The organism is Luteimonas sp. MJ250 (assembly GCF_039548455.1).
GTDB lineage: Bacteria > Pseudomonadota > Gammaproteobacteria > Xanthomonadales > Xanthomonadaceae > Luteimonas.
Window position 1 is genome coordinate 1 of record NZ_JBCLVB010000002.1, and the last position, 16299, is coordinate 16299.

Consider the following 16299-nt stretch of genomic DNA (forward strand, 5'->3'; position numbering starts at 1 on the left):
TTCGACCCCAACCCCCACCCCCCTCCGTTTCCCGAGGGCCACCCCGAGATCCGCTTCGAATACCGCGCGCCCACCGATACGCGCAGGCACGACGGCCGCCGCCTGGCGCCGTCCGGCGCCGGCATCGGTTGAGCAGACGCTGCGGCGGTCAGCGCCGCACGACGGCCGCCGCCTGGCGCCGTCCGGCGCCGGCATCGGTTGAGCAGGCGCTGCGGCGGGTCAGCGCCGGCTGTAGGCGTGGACCTCGTCCACCAGCACGCGCACGTGCTCCGGGTCCATGCCCGGCGACATGCCGTGGCCGAGGTTGAACACGTGGCCCTCGCGCGAGCCGCCGTTGCCGTCGCGGTAGCTGTCGAGCGCGCGGCGCACTTCGCGGCGGATGGCGTCCGGCGTCCCGTACAGGGTGGTCGGGTCGAGGTTGCCCTGCAGCGCGACCTTGCCGCCGGTGGCGCGCGCAGCGTCGCCCAGCTCGATCAGCCAGTCGACGCCGAGGCCTTCCGCGCCCGAGTCGGCCAGCTCGCCGAGATAGGCGGCATTGCCCTTGCCGAACATGATCAGCGGCGTGCGGTCCGCGCCTTCGCCACGCTCGAGCTCGCGCGCGATGCGGTTGAGGTAGGGCAGCGAGAATTCGCGGTACATCGCCGGTGACAGCACGCCGCCCCAGGTGTCGAATACCTGCAGCGCCTGGGCGCCGGCCGCGCGCTGCGCGGCGAGATAGGCGATCACCGCCCGGGTGTTGACCTCGAGCAGGGCGTGCAGCGCTTTCGGATCGGTGTGCGCCATGGCCTTGATGCGGGCGAAGTCCTTGCTGCCGCCGCCTTCGACCATGTAGCAGGCCAGGGTCCAGGGGCTGCCGGAAAAGCCGATCAGCGGCACCCGTCCGTCGAGCTCGCGGCGGATCACGCGCACCGCGTCCATCACGTAGCCGAGCTCGCCTTCCATGTCCGGCACGCCGAGCTTCGCGATGGAGGCGGCGTCGCGCAGCGGGCGCTCGAATTTCGGGCCTTCGCCGTCGACGAAATACAGGCCCAGGCCCATCGCGTCGGGAATGGTGAGGATGTCGGAGAACAGGATCGCGGCGTCGAGTTCGAAGCGCTCCAGCGGCTGCAGGGTGACCTCGCAGGCGAGCTCGGGGTTCTTGGCCATGGCCAGGAAACTGCCGGCCCTGGCCCGGCTGGCGCGGTATTCGGGCAGGTAGCGGCCGGCCTGGCGCATCAGCCAGACGGGGGTATGGTCCACGGGCGCGCGGCGCAGTGCGCGAAGGAAGCGGTCGTTCTTCAGTGCTGGGGTCACGTCGGGATCCTGTAGTGCCGGCGCGCGGGGCTGCTCTAGGGCCGGGGAACGTCCGCGCCCTGCGCGAACGTCACCTGGAACCCGCGCTTGAGCTGCTGGTCGCGCGCCTGTTCCAGCGCGTGTGTCGCGCTGGCCTGGTCGAGGAACTGCTCACGGCGCACCGTGCTGCGGCCGCCGATCTGCCCGCTTTCGCGCACCAGCATCCAGCCGCCCAGGAGGTCGGGCTGGAGCATGAGCTGCACGAAACGCGGGGCCTCGGGGCCGCCGGGTCGCTGTTGGAGGAGCAGGCGCATCCGGTGATTGTAGCCGGGCGCGGGTTGCGGACGCCGCCCGGGCCCCGGCCAGGCGCGTGCCCCCGGCGGCGGTTCAGCCTGCCCGGAGCACGTCCAGCACCCGCGCCTCGGGAACCCCGGCCACCACCCGCGCCCGGCCGGGCCCGTCCCACAGCACGAAGCGCAGGCCGTCGGCCTGGGCCTTCTTGTCCAGGCGCATCCGTGCCAGCAGCGCGGCCGGGTCGAGGCCGCGGGGAAGCGCCACCGGCAGCCCGAAGCGTTCGAGGACGCCGCACAGCGCGTCGGCATCGGACGCGTCCGCGAGTCCCAGCCCGGCCGACAGCCGGGCCGCCAGCACCATGCCCACGGCCACCGCTTCGCCGTGGTTGAAGCCGTCGTAGCCCTGTTCGGCCTCGATCGCATGGGCGAAGGTGTGGCCGAAATTCAGCAGCGCGCGCTCGCCGTGCTCGAACGGATCGCGCTCGACGATCGCCGCCTTGTGCGCGCAGCTGCGGGCGATGGCCGTCGCCAGCGCGGCGTCTTCGCGCTCCAGCAGCGCGCCGGCGTGGGCGCACAGCCAGTGCAGGAAGCCCTCATCGACGATGGCGCCGTACTTGACCACTTCCGCCAGCCCGGCGCGCAACTCGCGGTCGGGCAGGGTGCGCAGCACGCCGGTGTCGGCGAACACGGCTCGCGGCGGATGGAAGGCGCCGACGAGGTTCTTGCCCGCGGCAAGGTCGACGGCGGTCTTGCCGCCCACCGAGGAATCCACCATCGCGAGCAGGCTGGTCGGCAGCTGCACGCAGTCGATGCCGCGCATCCAGCAGGCGGCGGCGAAGCCGGCCAGGTCGCCGACCACGCCGCCTCCGAGGGCGTAGACGCAGGCATCGCGGGTGGCGCCGAGGGCGGCCAGCGCGTCGATCGCGGCGCCGAAGCCCTCCAGCGTCTTGCTGGCCTCGCCGGCGGCAAGTACGAAGGTATCCACGCGCGCGTCCGGGCGTGCGCCGCGCAGGGCGGCGCAGACCTGGCGCGCGTACAGCGGACCGACGTGGCTGTCGCTGGCCACCAGCGCCTGGCGTCCGCGCAGCGGCGCGGCCAGGGCAGCGCCGTCCGCCAGCAGGCCCGGCCCGATGGTGATGGCGTAGGGCGCCGGGCCGCCGACGTCGATGCGTTGGCGCGCGCTCACGCCGCCGGCTCCTGCGTGGCCCGCGTCGCCGCGGCCAGCGTGCCGCGGCGCCACGTGGACTCCAGCAGGGTCGCCAGCCGCTGCGCGGCGTCCTGGGCCGGCGCCGGGGCGGGTTCGAAGACGAGGTCCGCCATCTCCGCATAGAGCGGATCGCGCTCGGTGGCCAGGCGCGCCAGGATCGGGGCGCGGTCGCCGCGCGCCAGCAGCGGCCGGCTGCGGTCGCGCGCCAGGCGCTGCAGCTGCGCGGGCACGTCCGCATGCAGGTGGACCACGAAGCCGCCGCGGGCCAGATTGCGCCGGGTGCCTGCATCCAGCACCGCGCCGCCGCCGGTGGAGATCACCGCATCCGGCCCGGCCAGCAGGTCGGCGAGCACGTCGCGTTCGCGCGTTCGGAAGCCGGCTTCGCCCTCGCAGTCGAAGATCGTCGCGACGGTGGCACCGGTGCGCCGTTCGATTTCCTGGTCGCTGTCGACGAAGGCGAGCTCGAAATGGCGCGCCAGGCAGCGCCCGACCGAGGTCTTGCCGGCGCCCATGGGGCCGACGAGCACGAGGTGGCGGGCGGGATTCATGGGCGTTGGCGTGCGGTGTCCGGAGTGTGCCGATGCTAGCAGCCGGCCGCCGGGGAAGGCATGGCCTTAACGGCCACGCACCGAGGATGGCGCTTCGCCACCGGTCCGGTGGCCAATACGGAAGGAGAACACCATGTCGGTTGCCAAGGTCATCGAGATCAATGCGTCCTCGCCCACCAGCGTCGAGGACGCCGTGCGCAAGGGGCTGGCCAAGTGCGCGGAATCGGTGAAGGGCATCAGGGGTGCCTGGATCAACGAAACCAAGGTCGTCACCGACGGCGACGGCACCATCACCGAGTGGCGCGTGAACCTGCGCATCAGCTTCGTGGTCGACTGAGCGCGGTCGCCGCAGCGGTCGGTCGCCGCCGCGCGTCCAGCGTGATCACGTGGTCGGCAATGCCGGGCAGGGTGCGCAAGGCCTGGCGGCTGGTTCGTTCGTAGTGTTGGACGAAGCGTTCGACGCCGGCACGGTCCATGCCGGCGCTGGCGTCGCCGCTGGCGTCGCGCAGGCCCTGTTCCGCCTGCCATCGCCATTCCGGCACGATCCCGAACGAGGGCGGCAGGAGCAGGAGCAGGCGATCGATCAGCTGCCACAGCGCGGGATAGTCGCGTTCCAGCGCGTGGTTGCACCAGCGCCGCCAGCGGCCGTCGGCAAGCTTGTCGAAGCGTGGCAGGGCGGCGCCGCGACCCGCGCGCAGGGCGTCGAGCACGTCGATCGCCAGCGTGACCTCGTGCGTGCCCGGCGGTCCGCGCGTGGCCAGCAGCGGATGGACCTCGCCGGCCAGCCGCTGCCGGTCCGCGTGGCCCAGGTAGACATCGTCGATGGACAGCACGGCGCACTGCAGGCCGCGGCTCCGTGCGTGCGCGGCCAGCTGTGCGGCGAAGGTCGACTTGCCGCTGCCCTGCAGGCCGCTGATTCCCAGGATGCGCGCACCCTGGCGAAGCGCGTCGTCCAGCGTCGTGGACACGATGCGGCTGTCGAAGCCCGGGGTGGACCTGTGCATCGGCGTCGCCATCCGGGCACGATAGCGCAGGTGCGCATGCGTCCCGCGCACGCCGACGACAGCAGAACCGCGGAGCCGCCCAGCTTATGACCGACCTTTACGCCGAAGCCCTGCACACCTTCGACGCGCTGTTTGACGAGGCGCTGGCTGCCGGCGAACCCGATCGCACCGCCATGCAGCTGGCCACCGCCACCGCCGACGGCCGCCCCTCGCTGCGCACCGTGCTGTTGAAGGCGCACGACGCCCGCGGCTTTGTCTTCTACACCCACCTTGAGGGCCGCAAGGGCCGCGAGCTCAAGTCCAACCCGCGGGCGGCCCTGCTGTTCCACTGGCCGCGCGTCCGGCTGGGGGTCCAGGTGCGCATCGAGGGCGGCGTGGCGATCGTGGACGAGGGCGAAGCCGATGCCTATTTCGCCAGCCGTCCGCGCGGCAGCCAGCTCGGCGCCTGGGCGTCGCTGCAGTCCGAAACGCTGGAGTCGCGCGAGGAGTTCGATCGCCGCCTGGCCGACTGCGAGCGCGAGTTCGAAGGCCGTGACGTGCCGCGGCCGCCGCGCTGGACCGGCCTGCGCGTGGATCCCGAACGCATCGAGTTCTGGTACGCCGCCGAATATCGCTGGCACGAGCGCTGGCTGTACGAGCGCGACCTCGCCGGCGGCTGCAGCAAGCGGATGCTCTACCCGTGAGCAGCGCCGCCGCGGCCCTGCGTGGCCCCAGGCGCATCGTCTGCCTGACCGAAGAACCCACTGAAACGCTGTATGCACTGGGCGAGCAGGACCGGATCGTCGGCATCAGCGGCTTCACCGTGCGTCCGCCGCGTGCGCGCCGCGAGAAGCCCAAGGTCAGCGCGTTCACCAGCGCGAAGATCGACGCGATCATGGCGCTCGAGCCCGACCTTGCGATCGGCTTCTCCGACATCCAGGCCGACATCGCCGCCGAACTCGTGCGCCGTGGCGTCGAGGTCTGGATCAGCAACCATCGCAGCGTCGAAGGCATCGTCGACTACGTGCGCCGCCTGGGTGCCCTGGTCGGCGTGCCCGGGCGCGCCAACGACTACGCCGACGCCCTGCTGCGCGGCGTCGATGAAGTCGAGGCCCGTGCGGCAGCGCTGTCGCGGCGCCCGCGCATGTATTTCGAAGAGTGGGACGATCCGCCGATCACCGGCATCCGCTGGGTGGCCGAGCTGATGCGCATCGCCGGCGGCGATGACGTGTTCCCGGAGCTTGCGGCCGAGCCGCTGGCGAAGCAGCGCATCCTGGCCGATGCGACCGAGGTGGTGCGTCGCGCGCCGGACATCATCGTCGGCTCCTGGTGCGGCAAGAAGTTCCGCCCCGACAGGCTCGCGGCGCGGCCCGGCTGGGACGCGATCCCGGCGGTCCGCGACGGCGAGCTGCACGAAGTGAAGTCGCCGCTGATCCTGCAGCCAGGCCCTGCTGCGCTGACCGACGGCCTGCTTGCGCTGGCCGACATCGTGCATGGCTGGGCAGAGCGACAGCGGGGACGCGCCCGATAGAAGCACGGCCGGAAGGCGGCTGAAAAGCCGGCGCCGCCGTCCGCAACGGCGGGCGGATTGGCGGGCTGCGCACGAAGCTGACGGCGGCTGCGGGTGTCTGCCATGATCCGCGACTCCAGACAACGGGACACGGTCATGAACCAGGCTGCGATGCAGGACATCGGGCGGCTGCTGCTGCGCTTCACCCTCGGCGTGCTCATCCTGCTGCACGGCATCACCAAGCTGCGCGGGGGCATGTCCGGCATCGAGGGCATGGTCGAGGCGCAGGGCCTGCCCGGCATCCTCGCCTACGGTGTCCTGGTCGGCGAGGTGCTGGCGCCGCTGATGCTGCTGGCCGGCTTCCACGCCCGTATCGGCGCGGTGCTGGTCGCGATCAACATGCTGTTCGCGATCGCGCTGGCGCACATGGGCGAGCTGGGCCGGTTGAATGCCAGCGGCGGCTGGGCGCTGGAGCTGCAGGGCATGTTCCTGGGCACGGCCATCGCCATCGCGCTGCTCGGCCCCGGGCGCTACGGCATCAACCAGCGCTGAGCTCAGTCGTTCGCGGCCGACAGTTCGCGGCCGCGGACGGCGGCGGCATTGATCGCCGATGCCACCAGCGTGCGCAGGCCGCCGGCTTCGAACGTTTCGATCGCCGCCTGGGTGGTGCCGCCGGGCGAGGTGACGCGGCGGCGCAGTTCCGCCGGCGCTTCGTCGGAGCCGGTGAGCATGCGGGCGGCGCCGAGCAGGGTTTCCTGCACCAGGGTGCGCGCGGCATCCGCCGGCAGGCCCTGGGCGCGGGCCGCGTCCTCCATCGCTTCGGCAAGCAGGAACACATAGGCCGGGCCGCTGCCGGACACCGCGGTGACGGCGTCCATCAGCGCCTCGTCCTCAATCCACACCGTCTTTCCGGTGGTCGCCAGCAGCGCCTGGGCGCGCTCGCGGCCGGCAGCGTCCACGGCGGCGTTGGCGTGCAGTCCGGTCACCCCGGCGCCGAGCAGGGCGGGGGTGTTGGGCATGGCGCGGACCACGGCAGCATCGCCGCCGAGCCAGGATGCGAGCTGGCCGGCGGTGATGCCGGCGGCGATCGAGATCGCAAGAGGGCGTGCAGCACGGGCGCGGTCGGCCAGGTCTTCGCAGACTTCGCGCATCACCTGCGGCTTGACCGCGAACACCCAGGCGTCGGCGGCGGCCACGGCATCGGCGGCATTGGCGTGGACCTGCACGCCGAACTCCCGCGCCAGCGCCTCGCGAAGCGCGTCGACCGGTTCAGCCACGTGGATGCCGGCCGAATCGGCGCCGCGCGCGACCATGCCGCCGATCAGGCTGCGGGCCATGTTGCCGCCGCCGATGAACGCGGTCGCCTGCGGGCTGGTGGTGGATCGGGAACCGGTCCGGGACTCAGTCATGGCGTGGATCCTGCATGGACGTGGCCGGCCATTGTCGCTGAGGCCCACCGCCGCCGCGACCTGCGCAGGCTGCACCCCGCTCAGGCCGGTGGCCGCGGTCCGAACAGCGCGCTGCCGATGCGGACCATGGTCGCGCCCTCGCTGATCGCGAGTTCGAAGTCCTCGCTCATCCCCATCGACAGCATGTCCGCGCCCGGGTACCCGGCCAGCAGTGCGTCATGCAGCGTGCGCATGGTCGCGAACGCGGCGCGGCGGTGTTCGAGGTCGGGGTGCGGCTCGGGGATCGCCATCAGCCCGCGCAGCGCCAGCGTGGGCCGGGCCGCGATCGATTCCGCCAGCGCAGGCACGTCGGCGGGTGCGCAACCGTGCTTGCCGGCCTCGCCGTCGACGTTGACCTGGATGAGCACGTTCAGCGGCGGCCGCTGCGGATCACGTGCCGCGGCCAGCGCCGCCACCAGCTTCGGGCGGTCGATCGACTGCACCCAGTCGAACAGGGCCGCGGCCTGCGCCGCCTTGTTCGACTGCAGATGGCCGATCAGATGCCATTCGATTCCGGTACCGTCCAGGGCGGCAACCTTGGCCGACGCTTCCTGCACGTAGTTCTCGCCGAACGCGAGCGTGGCACCGGGGCGCAGGGTCGCCCACTCCCCGGCCAGGGCCGCGATCTCGCCGGCCTCGCGGGTCTTGCCCACGGCGACAAGGCGCGGCATTGGCCGCGGGCCGCCGCGGATCGCGTTTTCTTTGCAGGCGGCGTCCATTGCTTGAAGGACGCGCGCGAGGGGTCGATCCGGCATCTGCCTGCTCCTCCAGCACCGCTGGTTCTGTGACGCGTTTACGGGGCTATACTGCCGCCGGGGAGTACTCTGGCGCCAGTCGCGACGCGGCCTGGCGTCCCGCAATCAACTTGTGCACTGCCGCTGGGGAGCATGCATGGATATCGCCGAACTTCTGGCGTTCTCGGTCAAGAACAAGGCCTCGGACCTGCACCTGTCTGCAGGCCTGCCGCCCATGATCCGCGTCGACGGCGACGTCCGCCGGATCAACATTCCGGCGCTCGACCACAAGCAGGTCCACGCGCTGGTCTACGACATCATGTCGGACAAGCAGCGGCGCGACTACGAGGAATTCCTCGAGGTCGACTTCTCGTTCGAGATCGCCGGCCTTGCGCGCTTCCGCGTCAACGCCTTCAACCAGAACCGCGGCGCGGGCGCGGTGTTCCGCACCATCCCGTCCGAGGTGCTGACGCTCGAGGACCTCGGCACGCCGCGGATCTTCAAGGAGCTGATCGACCAGCCGCAGGGCCTGATCCTGGTCACCGGCCCGACCGGTTCCGGCAAGTCGACCACGCTTGCGGCGATGGTCGACCACGTCAACAAGACCGAGTACGGGCACATCCTCACCATCGAGGACCCGATCGAGTTCGTGCACACCGCGCAGAAGTGCCTGATCAACCAGCGCGAAGTGCACCGCGATACCCACGGTTTCAACGAAGCGCTGCGCTCGGCGCTGCGCGAGGATCCCGACTACATCCTGGTCGGCGAACTGCGCGATCTTGAAACCATCCGCCTGGCGCTGACCGCCGCGGAAACCGGGCATCTGGTGTTCGGCACCCTGCATACCTCGTCGGCGGCCAAGACCATCGACCGCATCATCGACGTGTTCCCCGCCGGTGAGAAGCCGATGGTGCGCTCGATGCTGTCGGAGTCGCTGCGCGCGGTGATCTCGCAGGCGCTTTTGAAGAAGGTCGGCGGCGGGCGTACCGCGGCCTGGGAAATCATGGTCGGCATCCCGGCCATCCGCAACCTGATCCGCGAAGACAAGGTCGCGCAGATGTATTCCTCGATCCAGACCGGCCAGCAGCACGGCATGATGACCCTGGACCAGCACCTGCAGGACCTGGTCAAGCGCGCCATGGTCACGCGCCAGCAGGCGCGCGACTATGCCAAGGACAAGCGGCTGTTCGAGTAACCGGAGCATTCCATGAGCGCCATCGACTTCACTTCCTACCTCAAGCTGATGGCCCACCAGAAGGCCTCGGACCTGTTCATCACCGCCGGCATGCCGCCGTCGATGAAGGTCCACGGCAAGATCTCGCCGATCACCCAGAACGCGCTGACGCCGCAGCAGGCGCGCGACCTGGTGCTGAACGTGATGACGCCGCCGCAGCGCGAGGAGTTCGAACGCACCCACGAGTGCAACTTCGCCATCGGCGTGTCCGGCGTCGGCCGCTTCCGCGTGTCGTGCTTCTACCAGCGCAACCAGGTGGGCATGGTGCTGCGCCGGATCGAGACCCGGATCCCGTCGATCGAGGAGCTCAACCTGCCGCCGATCATCAAGACCCTGGCCATGACCAAGCGCGGCCTGATCATCTTCGTCGGCGCCACGGGTACCGGTAAATCGACCTCGCTGGCGTCGATGATCGGCTACCGCAACCAGAACTCCACCGGGCACATCATCACCATCGAAGACCCGATCGAGTTCGTGCACAAGCACCAGGGCTGCATCATCACCCAGCGCGAGGTCGGCATCGACACCGACAACTGGGAGAACGCGCTCAAGAACACCCTGCGCCAGGCGCCCGACGTGATCATGATCGGCGAGGTGCGCACCCGCGAGGGCATGGACCACGCCATCGCCTTCGCCGAAACCGGCCACCTGGTGCTGTGCACCCTGCATGCCAACAACGCCAACCAGGCGATGGACCGCATCATCAACTTCTTCCCCGAAGACCGTCGCGGCCAGCTGCTGATGGATCTCTCCCTCAACCTCAAGGGCGTGGTCGCGCAGCAGCTGCTGCCGACCCCGGACGGCAAGGGGCGCCGCGTGGCGATGGAGATCCTGCTCGGCACGCCGCTGGTGCAGGACTACATCCGCGACGGCGAGATCCACAAGCTGAAGGAGGTCATGAAGGAGTCGACCAACCTCGGCATGAAGACCTTCGACCAGAGCCTGTTCGAGCTGTACCAGGCCGGCGAAATTTCCTACGAAGACGCACTGCGCTACGCCGACTCCGCCAACGAAGTGCGCCTGCGCATCAAGCTCGCCCAGGGCGGCGATGCGCGCACGCTGTCGCAGGGGCTGGATGGGGTCGAGGTGGCGGAAGCGAATTGATTCATTAACGTGTGACAGGGGGAGTTATGGGTCGTTTGATGCGTTGCGTGCTGGTTGCAGCATTCCTGGCCTTGGGCGGATGCGCGTTGACGGCGGAGAAGATCGATGTCGGCTATCAGCCCGCATCGGGCGTGGCGCCGATCGAAGGCGCCGGAAACGTGCAGGTCGCCCTGCAAGTCAATGACGTCAGGACCGAGCGCGATCGCGTCAGCTCCAAGACCAATGGCTACGGGCAGAAGATGGGGGCGATCTCGCTGAACCAGGACCTGACGGAACTGGTCAAGGACGCGCTGGAGGCCGAGCTTGGCGCCCGGGGATACAGCCTGGACGGTAGCGGGATCCAGCTGGTCTGCGACATCGTCGACTTCAACAACGAATTCCGGAGCGGCTTCTGGTCGGGGACTGCGGTCGGCAACGTCCGCTTCAACGTCAAGATCCGAAGTTCGGAAGGCAACATCATTTATACCGAGATGATCACCGGTGACGGACAGGAGGAGGGGATCCAGCTCGCTTCGGGCAAGAACGCCGCTCCAGCGCTCGAACGCGCGCTGCAGAACGCGGTTGCGGCGCTGATGGCACGGGGTGATTTCCATGCCGCACTGGCCAAGGCGGGTGGAGCCGCTGACGGGCAGCCGCCGCCGATGTACCAGACGCCCGGATCGGAGTAGTCGCTGCCCCGGGAGCCGCCGGTGCGACCGGAACGGAGCATCCTCATTGTCTTGTCCGAATCTTTACCGGTTCCGTAGGACAATGTGCTGCAACCCATTTTTACGGAGATCCCCATGGCCTTCACCCTGCCCAAGCTTCCCTACGCCTATGACGCGCTCGAGCCGCATATCGACGCGCAGACGATGGAAATCCACCACACCAAGCACCACCAGACCTATATCAACAACGCCAACGCCGCGCTCGAGGGCACCGAGTGGGCCGACAAGAGCGCCGAGGAGATCATTGCCAACCTCGACGCGCTGCCCGAAGACAAGCGCGGGCCGCTGCGCAACAACGCCGGTGGCCACGCCAACCATTCGCTGTTCTGGACGGTGATGTCGCCCAAGGGCGGCGGCAATCCGACCGGTGACGTGGCCAAGCGCATCGACAGCGACCTCGGCGGCTTCGACGCCTTCAAGGAAGCCTTCACCAAGGCCGCGCTGACCCGCTTCGGCAGCGGCTGGGCGTGGCTGAGCGTGGACACGTCCGGCAAGCTCAAGGTCGAGAGCAGCGCCAACCAGGACAACCCGCTCATGAAGGGCATCGGCTCGGGCAACACCCCGATCCTGGGCCTGGACGTGTGGGAGCACGCGTATTACCTGAAGTACCAGAACCGCCGCCCGGACTACATCGGCGCGTTCTACAACGTCGTCGACTGGAACGAGGTCGAGCGCCGCTACCAGGAAGCCGTCGCCGGCTGATCGCCCAGAAGACCGCGCGGACGCGTGGTCTCTTTCCCGCAAAGCGGGGAAGTACCCGCAATAGAAGAACCCCGCAATCCTGCGGGGTTTTTCATGGAGCCGGTCACGCCGATGCGAATCCGGGCTTGCGCGGCCGCGTGGCGCTGGCGACGATGCTGCGGTACCCGACGAGGATCGCGCCAGGATGGACATCGCTGACAGCCGCATCGCCACCGTGCACTTCACGCTCACCGACGCTGACAGCGGCGAGCAGATCACCAGCACGCGTGGGCACGCGCCCTTGACCTACATGCACGGCAGCGGCGGCATCGTCCGCGGCCTGGAGAATGCGCTGGAAGGACGAAAGGCCGGCGACCGGTTCGAGGTCGTCGTTGCTCCGGAAGACGGCTTCGGCCCTCGCCACGAGGCGCTGCTGCAGACGCTGCCGCGAACGATGTGGCGCGCGCCGTCGGAGCCGAACGTCGGCGACCGGCTGGAGACCACCACCGCCAATGGGCCGCTGGAGGTGGTGGTCACGGCGGTGGATGCCGACACCCTCACCGTCGACGGCAATCATCCGCTGGCCGGGCGCCGCGTCCGTGCCGAGGTCGAAGTGGTCGCAGTGCGGGTGCCGACGCCGGACGAGGTGCAGTTCGGCCTCGGCTGAAGCGCCACCGCTGCCGGCTCAGGGACCAGCGGGGCCGGCGCTGTCGAACTGCCGCGGCTGGTCATCGCCGATCCGCAGGTCCGGCCAGCGTTGCGGAACCGCCTGCACCCGGCCAGCCAGCAGGTCGCGGCGCAGCGCGCGGCGCCAGGCCTGCTCCGGTGTCCCCGGTGGCCACATCTGCAGGTGGGCCGTGATGCCCCACTCGCCAGCATCATCCCGGGCGAACAGGGCGCACCGCGCGCCATAGCCGTCTCCGAGCGTACACAGCAGGGGGTCGGCGGCGCCATCGCCGTCGAGGTCGGGCGTCAGCAGGATGCAGTCGTCGGCCGCCCCGGCACACTCGTTCCTGCCCGGGCGTTCCGTGGCCAGCGCCTCCCACCAGTCCTCACCGGGCGCGATTGCGCCATCGGCCAGCTGGACCTGCGCACGCAGCTGCGCCACATCGCGCACCGATCGTGCGGCATCGTCGTTCCGCGGCGCGCCCCAGCGGTTGGTTCGCGCAATCACTCGCTCGAGCTCCCCGAGCCGTTCCGCGTTGCCTGCCCAAGCGGCGTGGTCGCGCAGTGCAAGCGTGGCTTCGTAGCCGCGGCGCCCGCTGTCGTGACGCAGCCAGGCGAGGTCGAAGTCTTCGGCATCGATACGTCCGTCCGCCAAGCGCTGCAGCTGGCTCGCCACCGCGATCCGCTGCGCGTCCAGAAGCGGCGTGTTGGCGAGGATCGCCAGCGCCACCACGACCAGCGACATCACCCGGTTCACCGGCCGGATCGCGCCCAGCCAGCCGGAGCGGTTGCGCAGCGTCGCCCAGGCATAGCCAAAGGCGTAGCCACATACCACCACCGCGAGCAGCACGGCCCAGAACCGCTCAGTGGTCCAGCCGTACTGGTGGATGCGCAGCCACAGCGCATACAGCGCCAGCAGCGCGTACACCGGCAGCAGCACCAGGCCGGCGTCGACCAGGCGCCGCAGCCAGCCCGGATAGGGCCGTTCGCCCTGGCCGTCCTGCAGCACCGAGTTGGTGAACGCCACCAGCAGCGCGACCACGGCAACCAGCGTGGACGCGGCCGAGCGCATTTCCCACAGCGGCGCCAGGCCGGTGAACGGCAGGCTGGCCACGAAGAGCACGGCGATGAACGCCAGCAGCGGCAGCAGGCCGGTGAAGATCGCGAACAGGATCTGCCGCGCCACCTGCACCGCGCGGTGCTGGGTGCGGCCGATCAGCACGCCCAGGCCGGCCATGGCGCCGGTGGCGAGGTAGATGAAGGCGTCTTCGCGGAACAGCTCGCGGAAGAAGTCGATCTTCACCAGTGCGAACAGCGCCCCCCAGAGCCACAGCACCAGCCAGCAGATGCCGGTGAACAGCGCCGCCAGCGCCAGCGTCAGCGTGTTTTGCCAGGCGTGTTCGAACAGGCAGGGGTAGGGCGCGCGCCAGTGGCCGTGGGCCAGCCTGCACTGCAGCCAGGGCAGGGCGACGAACAGGCCGACGGCCAGCGACGCACCGAATGGCCCCAGCACGCTGCCGGCCTTGATCCCGGGGCCGCCGGTGGCGTTCCACGATGCCCAGGCGGCCAGCACGGCGAACACCACGGTCGCCCCGATCGCGTGCTGCCAGAAGCGCGCGTCGCGCAGGCGCACCACGCTCAGCGCCATCATCGTCGGCACGGCCAGCACCAGGGTGTACCAGCAGACCCGGCCGGCCAGCTCGGCGAACGGCCACCAGCCCGCGTCGTGGCCCTTCTGCGCCAGGTACATCAGGCCGCCCTGGAGCACCGCCAGCAATACGATGAAGGCGCGCTCGTTGCGCGGCAGGGTGGCGTCTACGGACATGGCGGTTTCCGCGGCGGGTGAAGGCACCATGGTAGCCGGCAGCGGGCGCGTGGCGCCGCCACTGGATAGAATGACGCCATGTCCGTCCAGTCCACGCCACTCGCCAACCAGCTGCTGGTCGCGCTTCCCTCGCTGGCCGACGGCAATTTCGCGCGCACCGTGTCGCTGCTGTGCCAGCACGATGCCGGCGGCGCCATGGGCGTGGTGGTCAACCGGCGCTCGGACTACACGCTGGGCGAGATTTTTTCGCAGATGGGCATCGCCTGCAGCGACGACGCGCTGTGCGCGAGGGTGGTCCTTGCCGGTGGTCCCGTGCACCCCGAGCGCGGCTTCGTGATCCACGATGGCGATCGCGACTGGGATTCCAGCCTCACCATCGCCGACGGCCTGCGCGTCACCACCTCGCGCGACGTGCTTGAGGCGATGGCGCGGGGCGAGGGTCCGGACAAGGCCGTGCTGGCGCTTGGCTGCGCCGGCTGGAGTCCCGGGCAGCTGGATGCGGAACTGGCCGAGAACAGCTGGCTGACCGTGCCTTCGGACGATGAACTCCTGTTCGACCTGCCGCTGGACGCGCGCTGGCAGGCCGCGGCGGGCCGCATCGGCGTCGACCTGGCGCATATGCCCGATTACGCCGGGCACGCCTGATGGCCGGCATCCGCCAAGACGGGACGGTGCTCGGCTTCGACGTCGGCGCGCGCCGCATCGGCGTCGCCGTGGGCAGCGCCTTCGGCCACGGCGCGCGCGCGCTGGAAGTGGTCGACGTGCATGCGGACAAGGTCGACTGGTCCGCGATCGACAGGCTGCAGAAGGAGTGGCGCCCCGATGGCTGCGTGGTCGGCGACCCGATGACCCTGGACGGCGGCGACCAGCCGATCCGGCTGCGCGCGCGCGCGTTCGCGCACGAACTCGCGCGTCGCTATTCGATCCCGGTGGTGATGGTCGACGAGCGGTCGAGTTCGATCGAAGCCGCGCAGCGCTTCGCCGTGGACCGCGCCGAAGGGCGCCGCCGCCGCCGCGACGCCGCCGCGCTGGACGCGGTGGCCGCCGCGGTCATCGTCGAGCGCTGGCTGGCCGCGCCCGGCGACGCCGCCGTGGTCGATCCCGACGCCGCACAACCGGACGCGAGCGCATGACCCTGCAGTCCACCGCCGACGGCCGCCTTCGCCACCTGCTGACCCTGGAGGGCATGCCGCGGTCGACCCTGGTCGGGCTGCTCGACCGCGCCCAGGCCTTCATCGACCACGGCGGCGGCGCCGATCCGCGCACGGCCCTGGCCGGCACCGCGGTGTGCACGCTGTTCTTCGAACCCTCCACGCGCACGCGGCTGTCGTTCCAGCGCGCGGCGCAGCGCCTGGGTGCGGACGTGCTCGGCTTCGATGCGTCCACGTCATCCACCAGCAAGGGCGAGACCGCGCTCGACACCCTGCGCAACATCGAAGCCATGGGCGTGCGTGGCTTCGTGGTCCGCCATCGCGAAGACGGCGCCGCGGCAATGCTTGCCACGGCCGCCCGGCCGGGCACCGCGGTGGTCAACGCCGGTGACGGCCGCAGCGCGCATCCGACCCAGGGCCTGCTGGACGTGCTGACCCTGCGCCAGGCCAAGGGCGCGGACTTCAGCGGCTTGAAGGTGGCGATCATCGGCGACATCCGCCATTCGCGCGTCGCACGCTCGGAGCTGCATGCGTTGCGCGTGCTGGGCGTCGGCGACATCCGCGCCTGCGGGCCGCAGGCGCTGCTGCCCGACGACGCGACGCTGGCCGGCTGCAGCGTCGGCAGCGACCTCGATGCCGCGCTCGAGGGCGTGGATGCGGTGTTCATGCTGCGCCTGCAGCGCGAGCGCATGGTCGAAGGCCTGGTCCAGTCGCTGGAGGAGTATCACCGCGACTATGGCCTGACCCGCGAACGCCTGCGTCGCGCTGCGCCCGGCGCCGTGGTCCTGCATCCCGGGCCGATGAACCGCGGCGTGGAGATCAGCGACGAGGTGGCCGACGGCCCGCAGTCGATGGTCCTGCAGCAGGTGGCGAACGGCGTGGCGGTGAGGATGGCCGTGCTGGAAGCGCTGCTGGCCTGAGCTGGCGTCGGGATCC

The 16299-nt window shown here is 70.3% G+C and carries 20 protein-coding genes; 12 read left to right on the top strand and 8 right to left on the bottom strand.

Annotated features, from left to right (window positions below; genetic code table 11):
- Nucleotides 1-219: 219 nt before the first annotated feature.
- From hemE to WCE37_RS00260, 4 genes are all read right to left on the bottom strand, one after another.
- A complete protein-coding gene (gene hemE, locus WCE37_RS00245; protein ID WP_343277617.1) occupies nucleotides 220-1293 on the bottom strand; it encodes a uroporphyrinogen decarboxylase in 1074 nt (357 codons plus the stop codon).
- Nucleotides 1294-1328: 35 nt separating this feature from the next.
- Entirely contained in the window at nucleotides 1329-1586 is a 258-nt protein-coding gene (locus tag WCE37_RS00250) for a WGR domain-containing protein (protein ID WP_343275152.1), read from the bottom strand.
- A gap of 73 nt (nucleotides 1587-1659) precedes the next feature.
- Nucleotides 1660-2751 (bottom strand): 3-dehydroquinate synthase, encoded by a 1092-nt coding sequence (gene aroB / locus WCE37_RS00255; protein WP_343277618.1) that lies wholly within the window; start codon nucleotides 2749-2751, stop codon nucleotides 1660-1662.
- Nucleotides 2748-3320, bottom strand: coding sequence for a shikimate kinase (locus tag WCE37_RS00260; protein WP_343277619.1), 573 nt, complete (start codon nucleotides 3318-3320; stop codon nucleotides 2748-2750). Before WCE37_RS00260 ends, aroB begins: the two co-directional genes overlap by 4 nt.
- A 133-nt stretch (nucleotides 3321-3453) precedes the next feature.
- On the opposite strand from WCE37_RS00260, the gene WCE37_RS00265 reads away from it, so the two are divergent.
- Nucleotides 3454-3657, top strand: a complete 204-nt coding sequence (locus tag WCE37_RS00265) for a dodecin family protein (RefSeq protein WP_343255698.1) — start codon at nucleotides 3454-3456, stop codon at nucleotides 3655-3657.
- Here WCE37_RS00265 and WCE37_RS00270 read toward each other — a convergent pair.
- Nucleotides 3638-4324, bottom strand: coding sequence for a kinase (locus WCE37_RS00270; RefSeq protein WP_343277620.1), 687 nt, complete (start codon nucleotides 4322-4324; stop codon nucleotides 3638-3640). The two genes, WCE37_RS00265 and WCE37_RS00270, sit on opposite strands and share 20 nt — an antisense overlap.
- An 86-nt stretch (nucleotides 4325-4410) precedes the next feature.
- Between WCE37_RS00270 and pdxH the strand changes: the two genes are divergently transcribed.
- From pdxH to WCE37_RS00285, 3 genes are all read left to right on the top strand, one after another.
- Nucleotides 4411-5007 carry a pyridoxamine 5'-phosphate oxidase gene (gene pdxH, locus WCE37_RS00275; protein WP_343277621.1) on the top strand — a complete coding sequence of 199 codons (597 nt, stop codon included), beginning with the start codon at nucleotides 4411-4413 and terminating at the stop codon, nucleotides 5005-5007.
- Nucleotides 5004-5834 carry a cobalamin-binding protein gene (locus tag WCE37_RS00280; protein WP_343277622.1) on the top strand — a complete coding sequence of 277 codons (831 nt, stop codon included), beginning with the start codon at nucleotides 5004-5006 and terminating at the stop codon, nucleotides 5832-5834. Before pdxH ends, WCE37_RS00280 begins: the two co-directional genes overlap by 4 nt.
- A gap of 135 nt (nucleotides 5835-5969) precedes the next feature.
- Nucleotides 5970-6365 carry a DoxX family protein gene (locus WCE37_RS00285; RefSeq protein ID WP_343277623.1) on the top strand — a complete coding sequence of 132 codons (396 nt, stop codon included), beginning with the start codon at nucleotides 5970-5972 and terminating at the stop codon, nucleotides 6363-6365.
- 2 nt (nucleotides 6366-6367) lie between these two features.
- Here the strand turns inward: WCE37_RS00285 and proC are convergent, their stop codons facing one another.
- Together proC and WCE37_RS00295 are read right to left on the bottom strand one after the other, a co-directional pair.
- Complete coding sequence (gene proC / locus WCE37_RS00290; RefSeq protein WP_343277624.1) at nucleotides 6368-7222, bottom strand: pyrroline-5-carboxylate reductase; 855 nt, start codon at nucleotides 7220-7222, stop codon at nucleotides 6368-6370.
- Nucleotides 7223-7302: 80 nt separating this feature from the next.
- On the bottom strand, nucleotides 7303-7980 hold the full coding sequence (locus WCE37_RS00295; RefSeq protein ID WP_343277655.1) for a YggS family pyridoxal phosphate-dependent enzyme: 678 nt from the start codon (nucleotides 7978-7980) through the stop codon (nucleotides 7303-7305).
- Nucleotides 7981-8152: 172 nt separating this feature from the next.
- Here WCE37_RS00295 and WCE37_RS00300 point away from each other — a divergent pair, with 172 nt between their 5' ends.
- From WCE37_RS00300 to WCE37_RS00320, 5 genes are all read left to right on the top strand, one after another.
- Entirely contained in the window at nucleotides 8153-9190 is a 1038-nt protein-coding gene (locus WCE37_RS00300; RefSeq protein ID WP_343275144.1) for a type IV pilus twitching motility protein PilT, read from the top strand.
- 12 nt (nucleotides 9191-9202) lie between these two features.
- Nucleotides 9203-10333, top strand: coding sequence for a PilT/PilU family type 4a pilus ATPase (locus WCE37_RS00305; protein WP_343255690.1), 1131 nt, complete (start codon nucleotides 9203-9205; stop codon nucleotides 10331-10333).
- Between the two features lie 47 nt (nucleotides 10334-10380).
- A complete protein-coding gene (locus WCE37_RS00310) occupies nucleotides 10381-11001 on the top strand; it encodes a YajG family lipoprotein (RefSeq protein WP_343277625.1) in 621 nt (206 codons plus the stop codon).
- Between the two features lie 114 nt (nucleotides 11002-11115).
- Nucleotides 11116-11742, top strand: a complete 627-nt coding sequence (locus WCE37_RS00315) for a superoxide dismutase (RefSeq protein ID WP_343277626.1) — start codon at nucleotides 11116-11118, stop codon at nucleotides 11740-11742.
- Between the two features lie 184 nt (nucleotides 11743-11926).
- The gene (locus WCE37_RS00320; RefSeq protein ID WP_343277627.1) at nucleotides 11927-12388 is read left to right on the top strand and encodes a peptidylprolyl isomerase; all 462 of its coding nucleotides are present in this window, start codon (nucleotides 11927-11929) and stop codon (nucleotides 12386-12388) included.
- A gap of 18 nt (nucleotides 12389-12406) precedes the next feature.
- On the opposite strand, the gene WCE37_RS00325 is transcribed toward WCE37_RS00320, so the two are convergent.
- On the bottom strand, nucleotides 12407-14242 hold the full coding sequence (locus WCE37_RS00325; protein ID WP_343277628.1) for a DUF4153 domain-containing protein: 1836 nt from the start codon (nucleotides 14240-14242) through the stop codon (nucleotides 12407-12409).
- A gap of 48 nt (nucleotides 14243-14290) precedes the next feature.
- Here WCE37_RS00325 and WCE37_RS00330 point away from each other — a divergent pair, with 48 nt between their 5' ends.
- Genes WCE37_RS00330 through WCE37_RS00340 form a run of 3 tightly spaced genes read left to right on the top strand, consistent with a single transcriptional unit; the run spans nucleotide 14291 to nucleotide 16283 of the window.
- Entirely contained in the window at nucleotides 14291-14857 is a 567-nt protein-coding gene (locus WCE37_RS00330; protein WP_343277629.1) for a YqgE/AlgH family protein, read from the top strand.
- Entirely contained in the window at nucleotides 14857-15345 is a 489-nt protein-coding gene (gene ruvX / locus WCE37_RS00335) for a Holliday junction resolvase RuvX (RefSeq protein WP_343277630.1), read from the top strand. Before WCE37_RS00330 ends, ruvX begins: the two co-directional genes overlap by 1 nt.
- Nucleotides 15342-16283, top strand: coding sequence for an aspartate carbamoyltransferase catalytic subunit (locus WCE37_RS00340; protein ID WP_343277631.1), 942 nt, complete (start codon nucleotides 15342-15344; stop codon nucleotides 16281-16283). The genes ruvX and WCE37_RS00340 overlap by 4 nt, the downstream gene beginning before the upstream one ends.
- Nucleotides 16284-16299 lie beyond the last annotated feature (16 nt).